A 19575-nucleotide genomic window follows, 5' to 3' on the forward strand; every position below is an offset into this window, starting at 1 on the left:
CCGTCTGGCCCTGTCGCCAAGGCCAGCCAGTGAAATCGGTTCAGGCAGCAACCTCGGCTTTTGAGTCGATGCGCTCCTGCATTTCCTGCCTATGCACTGACACGTCCTTTGGTGCTTCGATGCCCAGGCGTACCTGGCCACCCTTCACCTGCAGCACCGTCACGAGGATGGTGTCGTTGATCACAATGGTTTCGCCCACTTTGCGGGTCAGTATCAGCATGGTCCTACTCCTTGGGTGTTGTTTTGGTCAGTCGTCGAAGCCGTAACTGAAATCGTCTGGATCGCAGTCGATCAGGAGCACGGCGTTTCCGAAGTAGAGCGATGCCAACATGCGTTCCCACTTGGAGCGAATGCGCATGTTCACGGCTATACGTTTGTCGTCCAACTTCGCACTTAGGACTTCGGCAACCTGCACGGTCGGGAGGTGCGGCTCTTCAGGCGTGCGCGAGCCTACGATGTGAACGTGCAGCGAGTTCCTCAAGCTGTAGATTCCCCGCGGGTCAGTTTGCCAGGAGGACATGGCGCGACTGTCCTCTGGCTCTGGATCAAAGCCTATGTAGATGAACTCTGACCGTCCGCTCATGGTTTCTTCGAAGCGGATCTCTGGGTTCATCCAATGCTCCTCGGCGGCTTTCTCGCGATGCTCGCTAACGAACTCGTCCAGCAACCCTTTAAGGGAAACTTCACCGCTCAGCAGGCCTTCTCCGTCCATCACCTCTGCGATGGCTTTCTCTGCCTGGTCCAGCACGGTGGACTGCAGCGCCGCTGCCTCCCACCGCTCGCGAAGTGCGTTTGCCACAAGTGCGTTGTAACGCTGCAGCTCAAACATGTCGGTGACGTTGGCTGGCAGAGCGGCTTTGACGGCTTCTTGCACGGCTTTGCCGAAATCGCCATAGGAGCGGAAAGTGTCCTTCACCACGTCCTTGAACATGCTTTCAACGCCTTGATCGATCAGTTCGCGCGCACGGTCTGACTGGGCATAGACGCTGACGCGCTCGACCAATAGTTCCTGAAGAGTTTGTTGAGTCATTAGGTGATCCATCCATGTGTGGTTGATTTCCCGTCTGGCCCTCGTGAGAAGGCCAGCCAGTGAAACCTTGGTCGAGCTCCACCACCGATGGCTTCACCCGATCTTCTGTCTGGCCTTGAGCTTCCCTGGTCACCTCGCTTTGATCGGCCTTGGCGGGGTGGTCATGGGGTTAGGTATTCGCTACACGACTGCCAGCTGCAGCTCGGCGGCCTACTGGGTAGGGCAGCTCGTCGTGGGTGGCCGGTCCGTTTTCCGGCTGGGCTTGCTACTTCAATGGCAGATTCCTCCTATGGTTTTTGATCCGCTCCATGCTCGGCGCCGGGTTTCCCCACCACTGCCTGCTGCAGCTACTGGCTACGCATCAGGTGGCTTGCATGGTTTGGCGTCCTCTCATGGGAGAGGCCGGCAGCTATCCAGAGGCTGCATGGTCGACGACTTAGCTTGTCCCGACCCAGGTGATGGCCTGGGTGCGTCGAGGTGGTCACGTCTGGTTGTGTAAAGAGCGGTGAGACTCGATTGCCTCGGCAGTCAGCGTTAGTGGCTGCGTGCTGATGCAAATATCACGCAACGTGTTTTCAATGTCAACACGATACGTGATTTATTTACCTGATGGTGTGTTGAGGATTTTCCCTGCGGTGCGGGTTCACGTTTCACAAGGCGTGATGTATCCTCACCGAAAAGACTGGATGGATATACAGTAAAGGAGATGGTTTATGTCCAAGCAGAAGAAGACGGCACCACAAGCACGCCAAGAAATGACCGGGGTAGAGCGTCTCGGCCTTCGTGTCTCATCGATGATCAATCATCCGATTGCGCAGTCGCAGCGCTGGGTGACGATCCATCGCCTGGACACGGATGGAGACATGGAGTGGGAGGAGGTGATGGGGCTGCTGGTCGAAACGCCTGAGCTGGATCTGACGTTCAACGACGACGATAGCGTTACCGTGAGGTGGGAGGTCCAGAGTCCTGGGGATCGCGATGACCTAGTCGTGCCAAAGGATTGGGACGAGGAGAAGCTGGAGGAAGAGGCGCCGTTTTAAAGGAAGAGTTCGGGTCTATGGCCACCGGTTAGCATGCGCAGCTAACCGGTGGGAGGTTTCAATCAGTCATTCTTCATCTACGGTAGGCCTGATTGCCTTCCGCCATGCTGATGCAGACCCGCGTCGCTCTGGGATCGGTTCCAGCAAATTGCTCTGCTTAAGACGAAGGAAAACGTTCTTCATCGAGTTTTCACTTTTGATCCCCGTAAGTTCCCGAGCTATAGAGTTTGTTATTTCATCGTTACGAGTCATGTATTCCATCACAATTTCCTCCGGTGAACCAAGCGATTCGTGTCGGATTACTACCAGTACCGAAGTCTCAAGCTCCGAAATAACGGGCTTTTTTAAACGAAGTATTTCCATTGCTCGGAAGGCAGTGTCCAGTCCTTCGCCAACATCCTTGTTAGGTGGGTCGGGGAATTTGTTGATTAAGCGAACTAGTGATGGATTTCGAGCGCTTTGAGTGTGAAGAATGTTTCTGACGGTTACATGACCAGGTAGCTTGCCAGGGCTTTCGACCTCAACACGGTTGTCGAAGATACGTATCTGGACATCAGCTACGATGCTGTAGTCTCGGTGTAGCACAGCATTTGTGATAATTTCATGCAGAGTTTCATCAGGGTATTTGATTGTTTCTAGTCCGCCATCGCCAAGCTTTTGGATGCCTTCAAGTATTTCCTTTGTTTTCTTAACGGCGCCAAAAATAAGATTATAAGCGTCACCCTCTATAGTCAGAGGATTGCCGTCCAAGAACTCACGTCCAATATCATCTTCTTTAGTTTTGTAGCGCATGATTTTGATGCTGCTGCGCTTAGGGAGGTAAATTGCTGGTTCGTCACAGAACAATAAGACCCCGCATACCTTTGCGTGGCCAGGCTTGATCAGTTCTTGGTTTTCAAGGTAGATTTTTGGCTCTCCGCTGGGAATAATATTCAGTAGAAAGCTTAAGATAGATAGGCTGTTTTCGATCCTTTGGGGCGAGACTTCCACCCATTCATTTTCGAAAGTTATGATGCCCTTATCCATTTCAAGCCTCCTCAAAGAATCTGGGCTGTCTATTTTCTGCTTGCCCGCATTTACTCTTATGTAAATGTCGCCTGAGGATGATTTTACAAGTTCTTTGACTTTTTTGATAGTTATATGGAGTATTAAACCATCATAGCCATCGCATTCTAGGTATTCGAAAATCAAATGATTTCCAAAAGGATGAGCTTGTAGAAGAACCTGCGGAATGTCGTTGGCTTCTTCAGGCTCTGAAAAGCCATTCCACTCTTTAGTGCGATTTGCCTTGTTTTCGGCAATGCCGATGTAGATATCGCCACCGGAAGCGTTAGCAAATGCTGAAACTGTTTCCGAGAGCTTCGAAGGCTTAATTTCTTTTGCCTTTACATCATTCAGGAAATCTTCAGGGGTGCAAAGGATCTTCAGTGCTTGCTCTTCAGTTATTTTGTACACTGGATACATGACACATTCCTTTGAATCGGTTAAAAGCCATCCGCCAAATTTGGCGGCTTTTTCAAACTAGGTGAGCATTCCAAACCAGCAGAACCCGGGCCTGGATGTAGGTCTCATCAACCCGAATGTCTTCAGGGGGATGGTTCGTGTTGTCCGAGATCATCTTGAAATGGTCGCGGCCCTTCTTCTGCAGGCGCTTGATGTACTGATGGCCTTGGTGGGAGAAGTAGTAAACCCCGTCGCCCACGAACTCACGGATGCTGATGTCAACGACCAGCGGATCGCGGCTCTTGATGGTAGGGGCCATCGACTGACCGACACCCGTGATGAGCTTCAGATGGAAGTGCTCTTTGAACTCCACTCCCATCTCACGTAGGTGAGTAGGGCTGACGCGGATGTCCTGCAGCATCTCAGGGAAGTCGTGAGCTACCTCACCATCACCCATTGCTCCGCGCACGTCGTAGTGAGCAATCCACACCTCATCGCCCACTAGGCCTGGGCGAACAAAGTCAGCCGCGACGACACTGCTAGCGCTCGGCTCCTCAGCCGCAGCAAGGAGGCGCTGACGGGCTTCTTCCGGAATGCCTTTGCCGCTCTTTGCGAGCATCTGCCTGACAAGATCAGCCGTACTCCGTGCTGGCGCCGAAACCTCGGGCACTGTCGGGGAGTTCAGGAGTAGCTCGGATTGGTCGACTCCAAGGGCAGCTGCCATAGCTGCAATATCCGCCAGCGTCGGCTCTCGCGTACCGGCTTCATAGTTCCCTACGCGTGACTGCGATTTCCAGCCGCAAGCATCTGCCAGCTGGGCCTGGGACATTCCCGTCGCTTTTCTCAAGCGCTTAATGCGCTGGCTCAGTGATTCAGTCATGCGCGAGATTTCATCACGAAACGAAATACGCGGCTTTCACTTATTGTGATTGATATTAACACGATGCGTGTTTATCCTGAGTGCTAGTCATTGAGGAGCCCCGAATGAACAACGTTCGCAAGATCCGGGTAGAGGCGGGGATTAGCCAGGCGCGCCTTTGCCGGGAGCTCAGCTGGAATCAGTCGCGTCTGGCCAATTACGAGGCCGGCCGACGGAGTGTCGGCTTGGATGCAGCCCGGAAGATAGTCGATGCGCTGAACGGTCTCGGCGCCGATTGCAGCCTTGATGGAGTCTTTCCGCCAACGGCTCGCGGCCCAGAAGCCGCCTGACATTTAAATGATTACTGATCTGGCGCTTCGCCAGTAGATGACCGAAACACCTGCTGATCCATCCAGTACCTGAATCGCAGGCACAAAAAAACCGGGTGGCAGCCCGGCTTCTTTCACAAAACAGCGAGGTCGATTATGCACAGAGCGATCGATGCAAGCAACACTCACGCTCCCACGGCATTTCCACGCACTGAGCAACTGCGCCGGTTGATGTCGACTCGCGAAGTAGCTGAGTTGACCGGCAAGAGTCACGACAACGTACTGCGTGACGCACGGGCCCTGGCAAAAAGGGGTGTCCTCAAATCTGAGGAGACCCCCTACGTGCATCCTCAAAACGGCCAGGCTTATCCTGAATTCCTTCTTGATCAGCGGGATGCCCTGGTGCTGGTTTCGGGGTACGACGCGTCACTCCGGGCCAGGATCATTGATCGCTGGCAGGAGCTGGAGACCCGAATGCTGGCGCACCTGCAGGTCCCGACAAACTTCGCAGAGGCGCTGCGTCTTGCTGCCGACAAGGCTGAGGAGAACCAGCGCCTCCAGGATGCGCTCGCCAGGCAGGCCCCGAAGGTAGCAGCGATTGTGCGTCTGGCGGGTGCAGGCGGCGCCATATGCGTCACCGATGCTGCGAAGCAGCTTCAGTTGGCGCCATTCAGGCTGTTTGGCTGGCTGGAAGAAAACCGCTGGATCTACCGTCGTCGCGGCTCCAAGCGATGGATTGCCTATCAGCCCCGGATCAGTGCGGGGTTACTCAAGCACAAAGTGACCGGCCTCAAGCCTGATCCCGAAACAGGCAGTGACCGCGCGGCGTTCGATGTTCTGGTCACGCCCAAGGGGTTGGCACGCCTGGCAGAGCTCCTCGCAATGCCCGTGGCTGGCCTAAGCATAGGGCGGAGCTGACATGCAATTCACTGTAACCATCAACCAGGTCAAGGCCTTGGAGTGGGGACTCAACTCCCAGCAGGCGTTGCTGTTCGCATTCGTTTATGGCTGCCCGAGTTGGGCAAAGGCGATGACGACTGAGCAGGGCGTCTTCTTCGTGCTGAGCAAGGCCAAGATCATCGAAGAGCTGCCGCTGCTGACGGATAAGCCCGACACGGCGTATCGCATGCTGAAGGTGCTGCAGGACGTTGGCCTGATCGAGCTTTCGAGCACTTCGAGTGTCACGCTTTTCCGGCTGACCGACAAGGCAGCGCAGTGGAACAAAAAAGAGGATGGGTCGGAAAAATATCCGACCTTGAAGGCGGGTACAGAGGGTCGGAAAAAAATCCGATCTACCTCGGAAAAAAATCCGAGCAAGGTCGGAAATAAATCCGAGCCAGGGTCGGAAAAATCTCCGACAAATCAAGATACCAGTAATCAAGATACCAATCAGGGTACCAGTCACAGTTCGCAGGATGCCCCGGCTCCGCCGTCGCAACCCACGGGGCTGACGCTGGTTCCGGCTGGTGCACCTCGGTGTGAAATCCCCGAGGACATGCCAGGGCCGAAGGACCAGACCTGCAAGACCTACAAGGCCTGGGCCAACTACGCCATGGCCTATCGCAAGCGCTACGGCGCCTGGCCGGTGTGGAACGCCAAGGTCGGCGGGCAACTGGGACAACTGATCGACCGCCTGGGTATCGACGTCGCCCACCAAGTGGCCGCGTACTTCGTGTCGATCAACGACTCCAGACTGATCAACGGCTGCCACAACCTGGGCGACCTGCTCACCAAGTGTGAGGCCTACCACACCCAGTGGGTCACAAACCGGCAGATGAACGCCACCACGGCGCGCCAGCAGGAGCAGACCCAGGCGAACATCAACGCCGCCCAGGATGCCGCCGAGTCTATCCGCAATCGCCAGGGGGGTAAGCGCAATGCTTTCCTGTGATGACATCGCCGAGCTGGCTATGGCTATTTGCGCAACGGCTGAAGCCATGGGCCAGACCATCAGTGCCGCTGGCGCCAAACTGATCGCAGAAGACTTGTCAGCGCACGACCCCAAGGTGATTGTCGCCGCGCTGCGAGCGTGCCGTCGCGAGCCGGCAGGGCGCCTGTCATTGGGCATGGTCCTGAAGCATATCCACGCTGCCGATGGCCGGCCCGGTAAGGATGAAGCGTGGTCCATCGCCCTGGCGGCCAATGACGAATACGAGACGGTAGTGCTCACCCACGAGGTTCGTCAGGCCATGGTGGCGTCCCAGCCGATTCTCGAAGCAGGCGACAAGATTGGCGCCCGAATGGCTTTCATGAGCGCTTATGAGCGCTTGGTCAGCTTCGCTCGCGCTGAAGACAAGTCTGTCACCTGGGAGGTTTCTCTGGGCTTCGATTCCGCGCGGCGCGTGACGGCCGTTGAAACCGCTGTGCGGACTCAATTGATCAGCCGTGATACGGGGGACAAGTACCTTGCCGACCTTCTCATAGCTCCGGTGACTGCTGACGGCCAGGCCATCGCAGGCCTGCTTACAGGGGCGGTGCGCGCTAAGGCCAGCGCCGCGGTGCGGGAGAAGCTTGCAGAAGTCCGCTCGATATTGACGGCTTCCAAGGCAAAGAAAGATAGCGCCCGTGCGAAAGAGGCGCAGCGGCGCCGTGTAAGCACCTACCTCCGCAAGCGCCAGGCTCGCGCCGCGTTGGCTGGGTTGGGCGTGCAGCAGTGAAACGAATCTGGACCGTGCACGTACCAGGCTATCGGCCGTTTTCCATGGTGCTGATGGACGGAGCCTTAGACCAGCCCGGCGCGCTTCGCCAGGCAAGACTGATATGGCTGCATTGCGAGGTTGAATGATGAGGCAAACCAAGCTGACCAAGGCCGCGCGTGGCCGCGAGTGCCAAGTGCGTATTCCAGGCGTGTGCAACGGCAACCCCGAGACTACTGTCTTGGCGCACTACCGCCTGGCGGGTACCTGTGGCGTCGGTAAAAAGCCGCACGACATGCAGGGCGCATGGTGCTGCAGCGCTTGCCATGACGCATGCGACGGTCGAAGCCACGTGATTGACCGTATTACCGCTCGCCAATACCACGCCGAGGGCGTGATGCGAACCCAGGCGCAGCTCATCAGCGAGGGGGTATTGGTCGCATGACTGCGTTTGCCATGCGCACGTTCAAGCCGCGCAAGCCACGCGCCAAGCCCGTCGACAGGGAAGGGCAGGAGCAGGCAGCGCTGATGCAGGAGCTGCAGCTGCGTTACCCGCAGGTGTTCAAACTGATCTATCACGTTCCGAACGGGGGGCACCGAGTGAAGGCGGTGGCCGGCAAGCTCAAAGCCCAAGGAGTCAAAGCGGGAGTGCCTGATCTTGTGCTCCCGATGGCCCGCGGTGGCTGGTTCGGACTGTATATCGAATTCAAAGCTTTGCCGCCGTTCGATGCTGACATCTCGCCCAGTCAGCACGCTTATATCGAGGCTCTGACCGAGCAGGGCTACTTGGCGATTGTGTGCCGGGGCCGCATTGATGCCGTAGAAGCGATACGTGCCTACCTCCTGCAGCCTGCGACGGTGGCAGCATGAGCGCAACGCGGTCCATCAAATTCACGGAAACTGAGGTGCGCCGACAGGCCGCCGACCTGGCCGTGCGCGACCTGCGCGATCTGCGTTACCCGGGCCTGTACCTGCGCTTCTGGTCAGATCGATCTAGGGGCACCTGGCACCTGGTCCGCGGCAAGCAGTGGGTGCCGGTAGCACGCTGGCCTGATCTGGGCGCTGCGGCCGTAATCGCTGAGCTGCCCGCACTGCGCCAGCGTATGCTTCGCGACCCGGCCACCGCTCCAGTCGCGTCGGGCATGGCTACAGTGGGGCAGCTGCTCGATTGGTATGGTGACCGCATGGGCCGAGACCGGGCGCTGTCCGCTAAGCGTAAGGCGGGTGCACGATCGGCGATTGCGCAGCACCTGAAGCCGCGCTTGGACGGTTTGGCCATAGCTGATGTGACCGCCGACAGCCTAGACAAGCAGCTGATGTGGCCGTCTCAGGCCGAGGTGTCGCTGTCGTACCTGCGCCAGATGTTCGCGTTGCTGCTGACCGCCTTCAAGCAGGCAAAGCGCCTGGGGCTGGTCGTGGCCGATCCCATGGCCGGCATGCGCTTTAGCGACTTCACCAAGGCCAAGATCATGCCCAAGGCCTCCCGACTGCGAGCCGTGCAGTTGCCTGAGGTCATGCAGCAGCTGGTACATGCCTTTGATGACGCGCCCGAGAAAGTGATGCTGGCCCTGATGATGCTGGCGCATGGCACCCGGATCGGCGAGACCCGTATGGCACGGTGGAGCGAGGTTTCGGTAACGGCCGGTGAATGGTTCATCCCTGCGGCGAACGCCAAGACCCGGACCGAACACCGTCTCCCGCTGACCGCCCAGCTATGCGCTCTGCTGACGCGCTACCGGGATATCCAGCAGGCCAATGGGTACGAAGGCGTTTACCTGTTCCCGAACCGGCGCGGCGTGTGCTTGAGCGAAGGCCAGGCCACTGCGGTGTTCACCGAGCTTGGCCGGGGCGAGTGGACCAGCCACGACTTGCGCAAGGTATCGCGCAGCACCTGGACCGACCTCGGCATTGATGGACATATCGGCGAGATGCTGCTCAACCATTCACTGGGCAAGATCGCCAGCACCTACATCCACACTCAGGCCATGGCACAGCGCAGGGCAGCCCTTGAGAAGTGGCATGTCTGGTTAGACGGCATCGGCTTTCGGCGCATACACGGCCTTACAGAGGCCTTATCCGAAATCCCACAGATCCAGGCGCAGGCGGCAGCGGGCAAGGCCTGTAGCCGCCATCCCGAATTTGTTACTAGCGAGGATTCGAAATGACGAATATCGACGCAATCCGTGCCGAGTTCGAGCGCACAAACGCCCGCGATCATCGCCGCGAGCCCCCCAAGGGCAATAACTACATCGACCCGCTGGCCCAGGCTGATTGGGAGTCATTCCATAAGGGGTGGGAAGCCTCTCGGAGTTCGATGTGTGTCAAGAATCCTTTCGCGCTGATCATCGGTGACCCCGATGGGCAGTGGGCCCATGAGGTAGCCGAAAAGTCATTGCGTACTCAAGGCTTCAAGGTGGTCGGCTGATGAAGAGTCACGGCCCAGCGCTGCGCAAGGAGCGGGTCATCCTGACCAGGTGCCCAGACTGCAACGGAAGGGCAGTGATTAAGGGCGTCTTCTATGAGTTGCCATGTGGCCGCTGCAACGCCTCGGGCTGGCTGTCGGCTGTCACTGGCGAGCCGCTGCCGCTGGAAGAGCTTGTCACGCAGCTGGGCCTGCGAGTGCATGAGCTGGAGCAACAGGTTGATCGCCAGCGACCACCGCGCACTCAAGGGCCGTCTGCGCAATACGAAACGAATAACCGCCGCGGCGCCGGCGGCACCAACTACACCGGGGATTGAGGGGAAGGACATGATCTACAACAGCGTATCGGGTGCAGTAGTTGCCGCTCTGGCGGCAGGGGAGAAAGGCGCTGCGAAAGGCCAGGCATGGCAGAAGCTCTACAAGTCGGCAGAAGAAGAGGGTGGCTGCCTGGCTTCGTTGGGAGGGAGTTCAGGTGGCTTCGATCGGGCCCAGGTGGATTATTGGCTGGCTGCGCGCCTGCATCACCTGCTCGTTCCTCGTCACTGGAGCGCACTGAATGCGAAGTACGCCACCAACAAGGCGAAGCGGCTACAGGGTATCACGGCCATTGCGCCTCTGATTGCCAGCCCTGCGCCTCAGCTGTTCATCTACAAGGCCGTGACCACCTGGGCCATCCCAAAGCTCAAAGGTGCGCGTCGCAAGGGGCCTCGCTCGGTTGCGGTTGATATTCCGCTGGATGCGCCTGAATGGCGCCGCGAGAACTTGGTCAACGCTGCATTGGCCGCTGGCCAGGCGGAACGCAAAAAGGCAGAGGCTCTGGCCGAGGATCTGGTAATTCTGCCTGACAGCTTCTACGACATGAACACCTGGGACCTCGATGCTACGTCGGAGCCAACGCGCTACCGCTGGCGTGCCGGAATCAAGGAAAAGCTGGATGGCATGATCAACGACTCTTTGCGCGAGGTCCGAGCGATTCTTGAAGCAGAAGGGCTGCTGATCAAAGACGCCGCATAATTGCCTGTTGACATCAGTGAGAGAGTGAGAGAAATTATCCCCATCCTGTCATTCCTGCGCGTTGCTGAGGAATGGCGCTGCAAAGCCCGGCCATCGCGCCGGGTTTTTTATTGCCTTCAGAGGGCCTCACGAGTCCCGAAAACACAAACTTTGGTAGATGCCTCATTTTTCAGAGTGCACGGAACGAATTGATAGCACTATGATTCTGATAGCTTGCTAAGAAAACCATCAGGATTCCGTGATCATGAAAAAAATCATCGCTGCTGCGGTGTTCTCCCTATTGGCCACCGGTACACAGGCTGCTGATCTATCTGGCGCAATCGGTGCAACTAGTCAGGGCGGCTTGACCGCTCGCGCAGCTGTGGGCTTCAACTGGGACAAGAGCTGGTTTGAGAGCAGTACGGGCCGCTTGACCGGCTACTGGGATGCTGGCTACACCTATTGGGAAGCTGGAGACGCTTCTGGTGGAGCTCACTCGCTGTCCTTCGCCCCTGTGTTCGTTTATGAATTTGGCAGCGGTAATATCAAGCCTTTCATCGAAGCGGGGATTGGGCTCGCAGTGTTTTCGGGCACCTCTGCAGGGGATCAGGAGTTCGGCTCGGCTTTCAACTTCGAGGACCGCATTGGTGCAGGCCTGAAGATTGGCGAAACGCAAAAGGTCGGTATCCGAGCGATCCACTATTCCAACGCTGGCATCAAGCAACCGAACGACGGCATCGAGTCATACTCGCTGTTCTACAGCCACCAGATCTAATTTACAGACCCTCCCTTGCCCGCCTAGCGCGGGCTTTTTTTGCCTTTCATTAGGGTTCGGCGCCTGTCCTGCGAGCTCATCTCACTTCAGCTGTCGAATTGAGCTTCAGGCGGGAGTCTGTAGCCGGTTAGCTCGGCACTCAATGCAAATCGCTTCTCTTCAGAGCTCATTTGCAAGCTGCGATTTGGTCCAGTTGTGCTTCTGCATTAGGTAGTAATTCACTGCCGGCATGCCGTATAGGTCTGGCGGCAATAGGTGCGTCTTTGCTAGATGATCTCCAAACACATCAAGGATGTATGCCATCTCTGCTTCCGCCTGATAGAGGCGCAGCGTTGTTTCATAGTGGCTTCGAGACCTGGGCACTGTGGCACTCCTGGTAGGACAGAGACATCGATCTTGTAGTGTGACATCAAGTCGCGCTTGTACGACACAATAGAATTATCGGCCTCGACGTTCGTCGCAGCTCGTTCCCTTCAGGAGAAATTGATGGACCCGACCGACCTCGGCCCAGGCACAGCCACCTGGCTGGGTGGTACGGGAACCGTCCTGCTGGGCGGCTTCCTTTGGCTGCGCAAATTCCTATCTAAAGATGCGGCAGATCGAGCGATGGATAACGCCGATATCGGCACGGTGCGCCGCCTGAACGAACTGCTCGACTCGGAGCGCGAGGCCCGCAAGCTCGCCGAGGCCCGGGCTGACCAGTTCGCCAAGGAGCGCAACGACCTTGCCGCCACCGTTGGGCGCATGGAAGGGAAGATCGAGGCTCTGACCAGCCAGGTCGGCCAGCTCACTGAGCGCGTCTCGCTGCAAAGCGAAGAGATTGCCCGCTTGCGCACCAAGCTCGGAGGTATGTCGTGATGGACAGATGCGCAATTGAATTCATTGCCCGCCGCTGGTGGCGTCGCATCGAGGTTTGGGTAATCGCCCTGTTGCTCGTGGTGGGTGGCGGGTTCGGCGGCTACCAGCTCGCTCAATGGGCTCTTGCCCGCAGTTACCTGGAGCAGGTCGCCGAGATCCGCGCAGCCTATGACGAAGCCAGTCTGCAGCGAGACCAGCGCCTGGATGAACTAGCCAGGCAGACTGGAAGCGCCGCCGCAAAGGCGTCGAAGGCAGCGACTACCGCTACCCAGGCCGCCGACAAGGCTGACGAAGCCCTCAATCGAGTGCAGAGCGAGGAACGACCGTGATCAAGCTGACCAGCACCAACGGCAACAATCACTACCTGGCGCCTGCTGCTATCGCTCGTGTAAGCGAGGCCAGCGCCAGCTCTCAATGGAACGGCATCTGCGCCATCGTCCATACGTTCGATGGCCAAACGCTTGAGGTTCGCGAGCGCGCCACCGATATCGCCAGCCAAATTGGTATGCGCCGAGAGGGGTGAGAGGTGGCTAGGACACGAGCGCCGTATACACCCTGCAAGCTTTACGTGGACGGCGCCGACGGCATCGCGGTTGGTGACTACATAACCACTGCTGCTGGTTCTGCCTACCTGGTGCAGACGCTGAGGGTGAGTCGCACCAGGCCAGAGCGCAAGCACATGGACTGCCTGCGCTGGCCCATTGCTGAGTTACCGCCTGATGCACGGTGCTACCAGCTGACTTGGTACAAGAGATAAGGAACATCGGCCATGGCCAAGGTTTACGCAACGATCGTCTGCCGCCACCGCTGGTGGTTGAAGTACTACTTGGCTGGCGTGATGCTCGCATGTCACCTCACCGGGCGTGATCCTCACCTTGGTCGCGTCACGCGCTGGATAGAGCGCGGCATCGTGGTCGAGGTGCGTTGATGGCCAGGCTCAAGACGATCAGCCCCCGCCTACAGGAAGCCGAAAACACTAGGGTCAAGCTAGTAGATCCCAGCAGTTGGCGTAGTGGAATGACCAGCTCGCAGCGCGGGTACAACTACAAGTGGCAGAAGGCGAGGGAGCGATATCTCGAAGAACACCCGCTCTGCGCCTACTGCGCGAAGATCGGGCGAACGACCGCCGCCGGCGTTGTTGACCATGTCGTGCCGCACCGGGGTGATCGCGATCTGTTCTGGAACCAGGACAACTGGCAACCGCTCTGCAAGTCCTGCCACGACACGGTCAAACAAGCCGAAGAGGCCGCAGGCGTAGTGGGTTGACCGCGCGGCGCACCAAATAGGTGCGGGATCTTTCCCTAGGCACGCCAGTGACGTGCCACAAAGGGGTAGGGGGGTCAAAAGCTAGGGGTTCTCATCTAGCTAGACCGCTCCCGACCCCATGTACAGATTTTTTTCCCCCACAGGATTTTTGTTAAATGGCTTTAACATCCCGCAAGCGCGCTTTCATCGCCGCGCTGAGGGAAGGTGCGTCCAATCGGGACGCTGCTGTGGCCGCTGGCTACTCCGAGCGCACAGCGTCTGCGGCGGGCTCTCGGCTGGTCAAGGACAAGGATGTCGCCGCTGAGCTGATGAAGCTTCGCGCCCTGGGGCTGATGCCCCCAGATGTTAAAGGCGATGTTAAACCGGATGTTAAAGCCAGGCCCGCCGCCAGGGCCGTCAAAGAGCCAGAACCGGGCCATGAATCGCCCTCGGTACCAGAGGATAACTCCGAGCCGGAACCCGCCGGCTTCGACCTGGCCCAGGCACTCCTGCACCGCGATCCCAAGGACTTTCTCCTGTCGGTGATGAACGACATGGGCACCGAGCCGAAACTGCGCGTTGACGCGGCAAAGGCGCTGATGCCATTCGTCCATCCACGAAAAGGTGAGAGCGGTAAGAAAGACCAGGCCCAGGCGAACGCCGATAAGGCAGCTACCGGCAAGTTCGGTACCCGCCGCGGTCCGCTGCAGTCGGTGAAATAATGGAATGGTCAACCGCCTGCCCAGATTGGGAACAGCGCATCGTTGCGCGCCAGAGCCTGATTCCGTTCGAGCCGCTGTTCCCGACAGAGGCTGAAGAAGCCTTGGATGTGTTCGGGGCGTTGCGCATGGTGGACGCAACTGGCAGTCCATTGATGTGCGAGACCGTGCGTGACTGGGTCAACCAGTTCGTGGCCGCGATCTTCGGGGCCTACGACCCAGATTCAGGCCGGCGCCTTGTCAGCGAGTTCATGCTGCTGATCAGTAAAAAGAACGGCAAGTCGACCATTGCCGCCGGCATCATGCTGACAGCGCTGATCATCAACTGGCGCGCTTCGGGTGAATTCATCATCCTCGCACCGACCAAAGAGATCGCGGACAACTCCTACCTGCCGATCAGGGACATGGTGGCGGCCGACGACGAGCTAAAAGCCTTGCTCAAGGTGCAGGATCACCTGCGCACGGTGACGCACCGGCAGACAAATGCCACGCTCAAGGTAGTAGCAGCAGACAGCGAGACAGTGTCGGGCAAAAAGGCCATCGGCGTCTTCATCGACGAGCTGTGGGTGTTCGGCAAACGCGCCAATGCTGAGGCGATGCTGCGCGAGGCCACCGGTGGCCTGGCATCCCGACCGGAGGGTTTCATCATCTGGGCCACCACCCAATCCGACGCCCCGCCTGCTGGCGTGTTCCGGCAGAAGCTGATGTACGCCCGCAAGGTGCGCGACGGCGAGATCGTCGACAAGTCGTTCCTGCCGGTGCTGTATGAGTTTCCCAAGGCGATGCTGGACGCCGGCGAACATCGGGATTTCTCCAACGCCTACATCACCAACCCAAATCTCGGGCTGTCGGTCGACGAACCTTTCATCGAGCGTGGTTACGCACAGGCCCAGCTGGACGGCGAGGAGTCGTTTCGCGGCTTCCTGGCCAAGCACCTGAACGTCGAGATCGGCTTGGCGCTGCTTTCGGATCGCTGGGCGGGTGCTGATTTTTGGGAGACACAGACCTCCGAGCTATGCCGGACGTTGGAAGACCTGATTGAGCGCTGCGAAGTGATCGATGTCGGTGTCGATGGCGGGGGGCTGGATGACTTGCTTGGCTTTGCAGCACTCGGTCGAGAGCAGGGCACACGGCGTTGGCTGACCTGGACCCATGCCTGGGCCCACCCATCAGTACTGGAGCGGCGTAAAGCAGAAGCGCCGCGCATCCGCGACTTCGCGAAGGATGGGCACCTGACCCTGGTTGAACGCATCGGCGACGACATCGAGGCGGTGGCACAACTGGTGGCGCAGGTTGAGCAGGCCGGCCTGCTGGACAAGGTCGGGCTGGACCCGGCCGGCGTCGGGGCGATCCTCGACGCGCTGGAGGCTGTTGGGATTCCGCGCGAAAAGATCGATGGCATTTCCCAAGGCTGGCGTCTGGGCGGAGCCATCAAGACTGCCGAGCGCAAACTGGCCGAGGGCACGCTGCTACACGGGGGCCAGCCGATGATGGCCTGGTGCTGCGGTAACGCCAAAGTCGAGCCCCGTGGCAACTCGATCCTCATTACTAAGCAGGCCAGCGGCTCGGCCAAGATCGACCCGCTAATGGCGCTATTCAACGCTGTGACGCTGATGGCTCTCAATCCGGAGGGCCAGGGCGGCATGGAAAACTTCATGGCCGGCATTCGGGATCCACTGATCGCATGAACGCATTTCACTACTTCATCATCTGCGCGCTGTGCGGATTCGGCTTGGCCTGCGCGGGCGTCTGGATTCTGGCGGGTACGGGCTGGTCTCTGATCGCGGGCTCGGTCAGCCTGTTCAGCATTGCAGCGTTCATTCGACGAGGGCTGAGCAGTGATTAAAACCCTCTCTCAAGCGCTCGGCACTGCAGCCGCCAAACCCTCGGCAAGCATGAGTAATTGGCTGGGCAAGAGCATTCGATTGTCGGACGGTGGGTTCTGGAGCGCCTTCTTGGGCGCCCAGTCCAGTAGCGGCAAGGCGGTCACGGTCGACAAGGCCATGCGGCTGTCGGCGGTCTGGGCCTGCGTGCGCATCATCTCCACTTCGGTGGCTGGCCTACCGCTCAGCATCTACCGGCGCCTGCCGGACGGTGGACGCGAGACGGCGCGGGACTTCCCGCTTTACGACGTCGTGCATAACAGCCCGAACGAGGACATGGCCGCGTTCCATTTCTGGCAGTCGGTCGTCGCTTCGATGCTGCTGTGGGGCAATGCCTACTGCGAGATTCACCGGGCCGCCGGGCGGGTCATCGCACTGGACTTCCTGATGCCGTCACGGGTCACCCCGGAGCCGGATGACGATGGTCGGCTGCGCTATTTCTTTCAGCCGCGCAAGGGCGCGCGTCGGGAGATCGCCCGGGAAGATATGCTTCACATTCCGGCCTTCACCCTGGATGGCCGGATGGGTCTGTCGGCGATTCGCTACGGCGCGGATGTGTTCGGCTCGGCCATGTCGGCCGACGATGCAGCCAATACCACCTTCAAGAACGGGATGATGCCCACCGTAGCCTTCTCGGTGGATAAGACGCTCAACCCTACGCAGCGTGCCGAGTTTCGAGACTACGTCAAGACGATCTCTGGCGCGCTTAATGCGGGTAAGAGCCCGGTGCTTGAGCAGGGCGTGAAGCCCGAGATGATCGGGATCAACCCGGCTGACGCCCAACTGCTCGAATCACGTGGGCACAGCATTGAGGAGATCTGCCGTTGGTTCGGCGTGCCGCCCTGGATGGTGATGAAGACCGACAAGGGCAGCAACTGGGGCACAGGCCTTGAGCAGCAGCAGATCGCGTTTCTGACCTACTGCATCATGACGTATACGGCACCGATCGAGCAGTGCGTTAACAAGCGATGCCTGACAGCGGTGGATCGGATCAAGCACTACGCGGAGTTTTCGCTAGAAGCCTTCCTGCGTGCTGACAGTGCCGGCCGGGCTGCCTACCTCAGCACCATGGGCCAAAACGGCTACATGACCCGAAACGAGGGTCGGCACAAAGAGAATCTGCCCAGCATGCCCGGCGGCGACATCCTCACCGTGCAATCGAACCTGGTGCCGCTTGACCAGCTGGGCAAACAAAACGACAGCCAAGCCGCGCGCGCGGCGCTGATGAACTGGCTCCAAAGCAACTCCGGGGAGTAACCCATGAAACACAAGATCCAGTCTCGCGGCCTGCGCAGCGAGATGAGCCCGCGTGCGCTCGATAAGTGGAACCCAGCCATCCAGGCGGCCGTGGAAAACACCTCGGAAACCATCACCATCTACGGCGTGATCGGTGAGGACTGGTACGGGGAGGGCGTGACCGTCAAGCGCATCGACGCAGCGCTGCGCGCGATCGGCGACCGCGAGGTGACGGTGTACATCAACTCGCCCGGCGGCGACATGTTCGAAGGCATCGCCATCTACAACCGCCTGCGCGAACACAGCCAGAAGGTCACCACCAAGGTACTGGGCATGGCCGCCAGCGCGGCCTCGATCATCTACTTGGCCGGTACCGAGCGCCAGGTGGCCAGCAGCGCGTTCCTGATGATCCACAACTGCTGGACCTTCCTCTCCGGCAACCGCCACTACCTGCGCGACGTATCGGACGACATGGAAGAGTTCGACGCCGCCATGGCCGACCTCTACGCCGAGACCAGCGGCCAGACTGTTGAGGACATGGCCGAGCTGATGGATGACGAGACGTTCATCCGCGGCAAGCGCGCGCTGGAGCTAGGGCTGGCCACCGGCCTGCTGGCGGCGACCGAGGTGACCGAGCGCGAGACCGAGGAAACCGGCCAGGCCAATGCCCTCAAGGCCATGGACGCAGCCCTGGCCAAGGCCGGCATGCCGCGCTCCGAGCGCCGCGAACTTTTCGCCACTTTCAAGTCTGGCATGCCTCGCGCTGCCAGCGGGAACACGCCGCGCGCTGTTCCGACCGGCACGCCAAGCGCTGCCGCGCCAGACCTCTCCGCCTCACTGAGCGCGGCAAACAATCTTCTCAATTCTCTGAAAGGAAAGTGACCATGGACTATGAAGCCCAAGTCAAGGAATTCAACGCCACCCTCAAGGGCATTGGCGATCAGATCAAGGCCCAGGCCGAGGCGGTCGACAAGCAAATCAAAGCCTCCGGTGCAATGAGCGAAGAAACTCGCGCCAAGGTCGACGAGCTGCTGACCAAGCAGGGCGAGATGTCGGCGCGCCTGCAGGAGGCCGAGCAGAAGCTGGTCAACGCCAGCCGCGCACCCGCTGACCGCCAAGAACCGCAGAAATCGGTCGGTGCTCTGGTCGTTGGCAGCGAAGAAATGCAGGACATGAATTCCTCCTTCCGTGGCTCGCGCCGCGTATCGGTGCCGCGCGCTGCTATCACCACGGCCACCGGTGGCGCTCTGACCACTGCGGATCGCCAGCCAGGCATCATCGCTCCGCCTCAGCGTCGCCTCACTATCCGCGACCTGGTGGCGCCGGGTACCACCGAGGCCAACTCCATCGAGTACGTGCGTGAAAGCGGTTTCACGAACAATGCTCAAACTGTCGCTGAGAACACGGCCAAGCCCTATTCGGACATCAAGTTCGAACTGGCCACGGCCAACGTGCGCACCATTGCGCACCTGTTCAAGGCCAGCCGCCAGATGCTCGACGACGCCCAGGCGCTGCAGAGCTACATCGATGCGCGTGCCCGTTACGGCCTGCTCATGGCCGAGGAGGCTCAGCTGCTGTACGGCAACGGTACCGGCGCCAACCTGCAGGGCCTCATGACGGTTGCCCAGCTGTACGCTGCCCCCGCTGGTGTGACCGTGACTGGCGAGCAGCGTATTGACCGCCTGCGCCTGGCACTGCTGCAGGCCGAGCTGGCCGAGTTCCCATCGGACGGCATCGTGCTCAACCCCATCGACTGGGCCGCGATCGAGCTGACCAAGGATGGCGAAGGCCGCTACATCATCGGCGAGCCGCAAGACGGCACCACCGCGCGCCTGTGGAACCGCCCGGTCGTCTCGACACAGGCCATGACGCAGGATGACTTCCTGGTCGGCGCGTTCAAGCTGGGCGCCCAGATCTTCGACCGCATGGAAATCGAAGTGCTGATCTCCACCGAGAACGACAAGGACTTCGAGAACAACATGGCTACCATCCGCGCCGAGGAACGCCTGGCCTTCGCCATCTACCGTGGCGAGGCCTTCGTTACCGGCCCGCTGACCGGCAGCGGTTCGTAAGCCTTCCACTTTAAAGGCGCCAGCGATGGCGCCGC

General features: G+C 59.3%; 28 protein-coding genes. 24 read left to right on the plus strand and 4 right to left on the minus strand.

From position 1 onward, the window contains the following. Nucleotides 1–40: 40 nt before the first annotated feature. Both csrA and PFU01S_RS03425 read right to left on the minus strand, forming a co-directional pair. A complete protein-coding gene (csrA, locus tag PFU01S_RS03420) occupies nucleotides 41–220 on the minus strand; it encodes a carbon storage regulator CsrA (RefSeq protein WP_028686495.1) in 180 nt (59 codons plus the stop codon). A 27-nt stretch (nucleotides 221–247) separates the two neighbouring features. After that, nucleotides 248–1030 (minus strand): hypothetical protein, encoded by a 783-nt coding sequence (locus tag PFU01S_RS03425; RefSeq protein ID WP_028686494.1) that lies wholly within the window; start codon nucleotides 1028–1030, stop codon nucleotides 248–250. A 713-nt stretch (nucleotides 1031–1743) separates the two neighbouring features. Between PFU01S_RS03425 and PFU01S_RS03430 the strand changes: the two genes are divergently transcribed. Next, nucleotides 1744–2070 carry a DUF1654 domain-containing protein gene (locus tag PFU01S_RS03430; RefSeq protein ID WP_028686493.1) on the plus strand — a complete coding sequence of 109 codons (327 nt, stop codon included), beginning with the start codon at nucleotides 1744–1746 and terminating at the stop codon, nucleotides 2068–2070. Between the two features lie 66 nt (nucleotides 2071–2136). On the opposite strand, the gene PFU01S_RS03435 is transcribed toward PFU01S_RS03430, so the two are convergent. Both PFU01S_RS03435 and PFU01S_RS03440 read right to left on the minus strand, forming a co-directional pair. Then, nucleotides 2137–3534, minus strand: coding sequence for an ATP-binding protein (locus tag PFU01S_RS03435; RefSeq protein ID WP_033736536.1), 1398 nt, complete (start codon nucleotides 3532–3534; stop codon nucleotides 2137–2139). A 52-nt stretch (nucleotides 3535–3586) separates the two neighbouring features. Next, nucleotides 3587–4393 carry an XRE family transcriptional regulator gene (locus tag PFU01S_RS03440; RefSeq protein ID WP_028686492.1) on the minus strand — a complete coding sequence of 269 codons (807 nt, stop codon included), beginning with the start codon at nucleotides 4391–4393 and terminating at the stop codon, nucleotides 3587–3589. Nucleotides 4394–4497: 104 nt separating this feature from the next. Between PFU01S_RS03440 and PFU01S_RS03445 the strand changes: the two genes are divergently transcribed. The 23 genes from PFU01S_RS03445 to PFU01S_RS03545 all read left to right on the plus strand — a co-directional run bounded on the left by PFU01S_RS03445 (nucleotide 4498) and on the right by PFU01S_RS03545 (nucleotide 19540). Next, entirely contained in the window at nucleotides 4498–4722 is a 225-nt protein-coding gene (locus PFU01S_RS03445; RefSeq protein WP_028686491.1) for a helix-turn-helix transcriptional regulator, read from the plus strand. Nucleotides 4723–4932: 210 nt separating this feature from the next. Then, complete coding sequence (locus PFU01S_RS03450; protein ID WP_033736608.1) at nucleotides 4933–5619, plus strand: Rha family transcriptional regulator; 687 nt, start codon at nucleotides 4933–4935, stop codon at nucleotides 5617–5619. A 1-nt stretch (nucleotide 5620) separates the two neighbouring features. After that, nucleotides 5621–6592, plus strand: a complete 972-nt coding sequence (locus PFU01S_RS03455) for a hypothetical protein (RefSeq protein ID WP_028686490.1) — start codon at nucleotides 5621–5623, stop codon at nucleotides 6590–6592. Further along, complete coding sequence (locus tag PFU01S_RS03460) at nucleotides 6579–7358, plus strand: hypothetical protein (RefSeq protein WP_028686489.1); 780 nt, start codon at nucleotides 6579–6581, stop codon at nucleotides 7356–7358. Before PFU01S_RS03455 ends, PFU01S_RS03460 begins: the two co-directional genes overlap by 14 nt. A 127-nt stretch (nucleotides 7359–7485) precedes the next feature. Further along, complete coding sequence (locus PFU01S_RS03465; RefSeq protein ID WP_028686488.1) at nucleotides 7486–7782, plus strand: DUF1364 domain-containing protein; 297 nt, start codon at nucleotides 7486–7488, stop codon at nucleotides 7780–7782. After that, complete coding sequence (locus PFU01S_RS03470) at nucleotides 7779–8207, plus strand: VRR-NUC domain-containing protein (RefSeq protein WP_028686487.1); 429 nt, start codon at nucleotides 7779–7781, stop codon at nucleotides 8205–8207. Before PFU01S_RS03465 ends, PFU01S_RS03470 begins: the two co-directional genes overlap by 4 nt. Further along, complete coding sequence (locus PFU01S_RS03475) at nucleotides 8204–9502, plus strand: tyrosine-type recombinase/integrase (RefSeq protein WP_028686486.1); 1299 nt, start codon at nucleotides 8204–8206, stop codon at nucleotides 9500–9502. Before PFU01S_RS03470 ends, PFU01S_RS03475 begins: the two co-directional genes overlap by 4 nt. After that, on the plus strand, nucleotides 9499–9762 hold the full coding sequence (locus PFU01S_RS03480) for a phiTE_015 family protein (RefSeq protein WP_033736533.1): 264 nt from the start codon (nucleotides 9499–9501) through the stop codon (nucleotides 9760–9762). Before PFU01S_RS03475 ends, PFU01S_RS03480 begins: the two co-directional genes overlap by 4 nt. Then, nucleotides 9759–10076, plus strand: a complete 318-nt coding sequence (locus PFU01S_RS22535; protein WP_028686485.1) for a hypothetical protein — start codon at nucleotides 9759–9761, stop codon at nucleotides 10074–10076. Before PFU01S_RS03480 ends, PFU01S_RS22535 begins: the two co-directional genes overlap by 4 nt. A gap of 10 nt (nucleotides 10077–10086) precedes the next feature. After that, nucleotides 10087–10773, plus strand: coding sequence for a hypothetical protein (locus PFU01S_RS03490; protein ID WP_028686484.1), 687 nt, complete (start codon nucleotides 10087–10089; stop codon nucleotides 10771–10773). Between the two features lie 244 nt (nucleotides 10774–11017). After that, complete coding sequence (locus PFU01S_RS03495) at nucleotides 11018–11527, plus strand: acyloxyacyl hydrolase (RefSeq protein WP_028686483.1); 510 nt, start codon at nucleotides 11018–11020, stop codon at nucleotides 11525–11527. 486 nt (nucleotides 11528–12013) lie between these two features. After that, nucleotides 12014–12385, plus strand: coding sequence for a hypothetical protein (locus tag PFU01S_RS03505; RefSeq protein WP_028634947.1), 372 nt, complete (start codon nucleotides 12014–12016; stop codon nucleotides 12383–12385). Beyond that, nucleotides 12385–12714, plus strand: coding sequence for a hypothetical protein (locus tag PFU01S_RS03510; protein WP_028686482.1), 330 nt, complete (start codon nucleotides 12385–12387; stop codon nucleotides 12712–12714). The genes PFU01S_RS03505 and PFU01S_RS03510 overlap by 1 nt, the downstream gene beginning before the upstream one ends. Then, complete coding sequence (locus tag PFU01S_RS03515; RefSeq protein WP_028686481.1) at nucleotides 12711–12908, plus strand: hypothetical protein; 198 nt, start codon at nucleotides 12711–12713, stop codon at nucleotides 12906–12908. The genes PFU01S_RS03510 and PFU01S_RS03515 overlap by 4 nt, the downstream gene beginning before the upstream one ends. 3 nt (nucleotides 12909–12911) lie before the next feature. Next, on the plus strand, nucleotides 12912–13142 hold the full coding sequence (locus PFU01S_RS22540) for a hypothetical protein (protein WP_080992863.1): 231 nt from the start codon (nucleotides 12912–12914) through the stop codon (nucleotides 13140–13142). 12 nt (nucleotides 13143–13154) lie between these two features. Beyond that, the gene (locus PFU01S_RS22320; protein WP_169738681.1) at nucleotides 13155–13313 is read left to right on the plus strand and encodes a hypothetical protein; all 159 of its coding nucleotides are present in this window, start codon (nucleotides 13155–13157) and stop codon (nucleotides 13311–13313) included. Next, complete coding sequence (locus PFU01S_RS03520) at nucleotides 13313–13651, plus strand: HNH endonuclease (protein ID WP_028686480.1); 339 nt, start codon at nucleotides 13313–13315, stop codon at nucleotides 13649–13651. The genes PFU01S_RS22320 and PFU01S_RS03520 overlap by 1 nt, the downstream gene beginning before the upstream one ends. 155 nt (nucleotides 13652–13806) lie before the next feature. Beyond that, the gene (locus PFU01S_RS03525; RefSeq protein WP_028686479.1) at nucleotides 13807–14352 is read left to right on the plus strand and encodes a terminase small subunit; all 546 of its coding nucleotides are present in this window, start codon (nucleotides 13807–13809) and stop codon (nucleotides 14350–14352) included. After that, on the plus strand, nucleotides 14352–16037 hold the full coding sequence (locus tag PFU01S_RS03530) for a terminase large subunit (protein WP_028686478.1): 1686 nt from the start codon (nucleotides 14352–14354) through the stop codon (nucleotides 16035–16037). The genes PFU01S_RS03525 and PFU01S_RS03530 overlap by 1 nt, the downstream gene beginning before the upstream one ends. Then, nucleotides 16034–16195, plus strand: a complete 162-nt coding sequence (locus PFU01S_RS22325) for a hypothetical protein (RefSeq protein ID WP_169738680.1) — start codon at nucleotides 16034–16036, stop codon at nucleotides 16193–16195. The genes PFU01S_RS03530 and PFU01S_RS22325 overlap by 4 nt, the downstream gene beginning before the upstream one ends. Continuing rightward, nucleotides 16188–17489, plus strand: coding sequence for a phage portal protein (locus PFU01S_RS03535; protein ID WP_028686477.1), 1302 nt, complete (start codon nucleotides 16188–16190; stop codon nucleotides 17487–17489). The genes PFU01S_RS22325 and PFU01S_RS03535 overlap by 8 nt, the downstream gene beginning before the upstream one ends. Nucleotides 17490–17492: 3 nt before the next feature. Beyond that, on the plus strand, nucleotides 17493–18350 hold the full coding sequence (locus PFU01S_RS03540; protein WP_028686476.1) for a head maturation protease, ClpP-related: 858 nt from the start codon (nucleotides 17493–17495) through the stop codon (nucleotides 18348–18350). Nucleotides 18351–18352: 2 nt separating this feature from the next. Further along, nucleotides 18353–19540, plus strand: a complete 1188-nt coding sequence (locus tag PFU01S_RS03545; RefSeq protein ID WP_028686475.1) for a phage major capsid protein — start codon at nucleotides 18353–18355, stop codon at nucleotides 19538–19540. Nucleotides 19541–19575 lie beyond the last annotated feature (35 nt).

This window comes from Pseudomonas fulva NBRC 16637 = DSM 17717, from assembly GCF_000730565.1.
In the GTDB taxonomy this organism is placed as follows: domain Bacteria; phylum Pseudomonadota; class Gammaproteobacteria; order Pseudomonadales; family Pseudomonadaceae; genus Aquipseudomonas; species Aquipseudomonas fulva.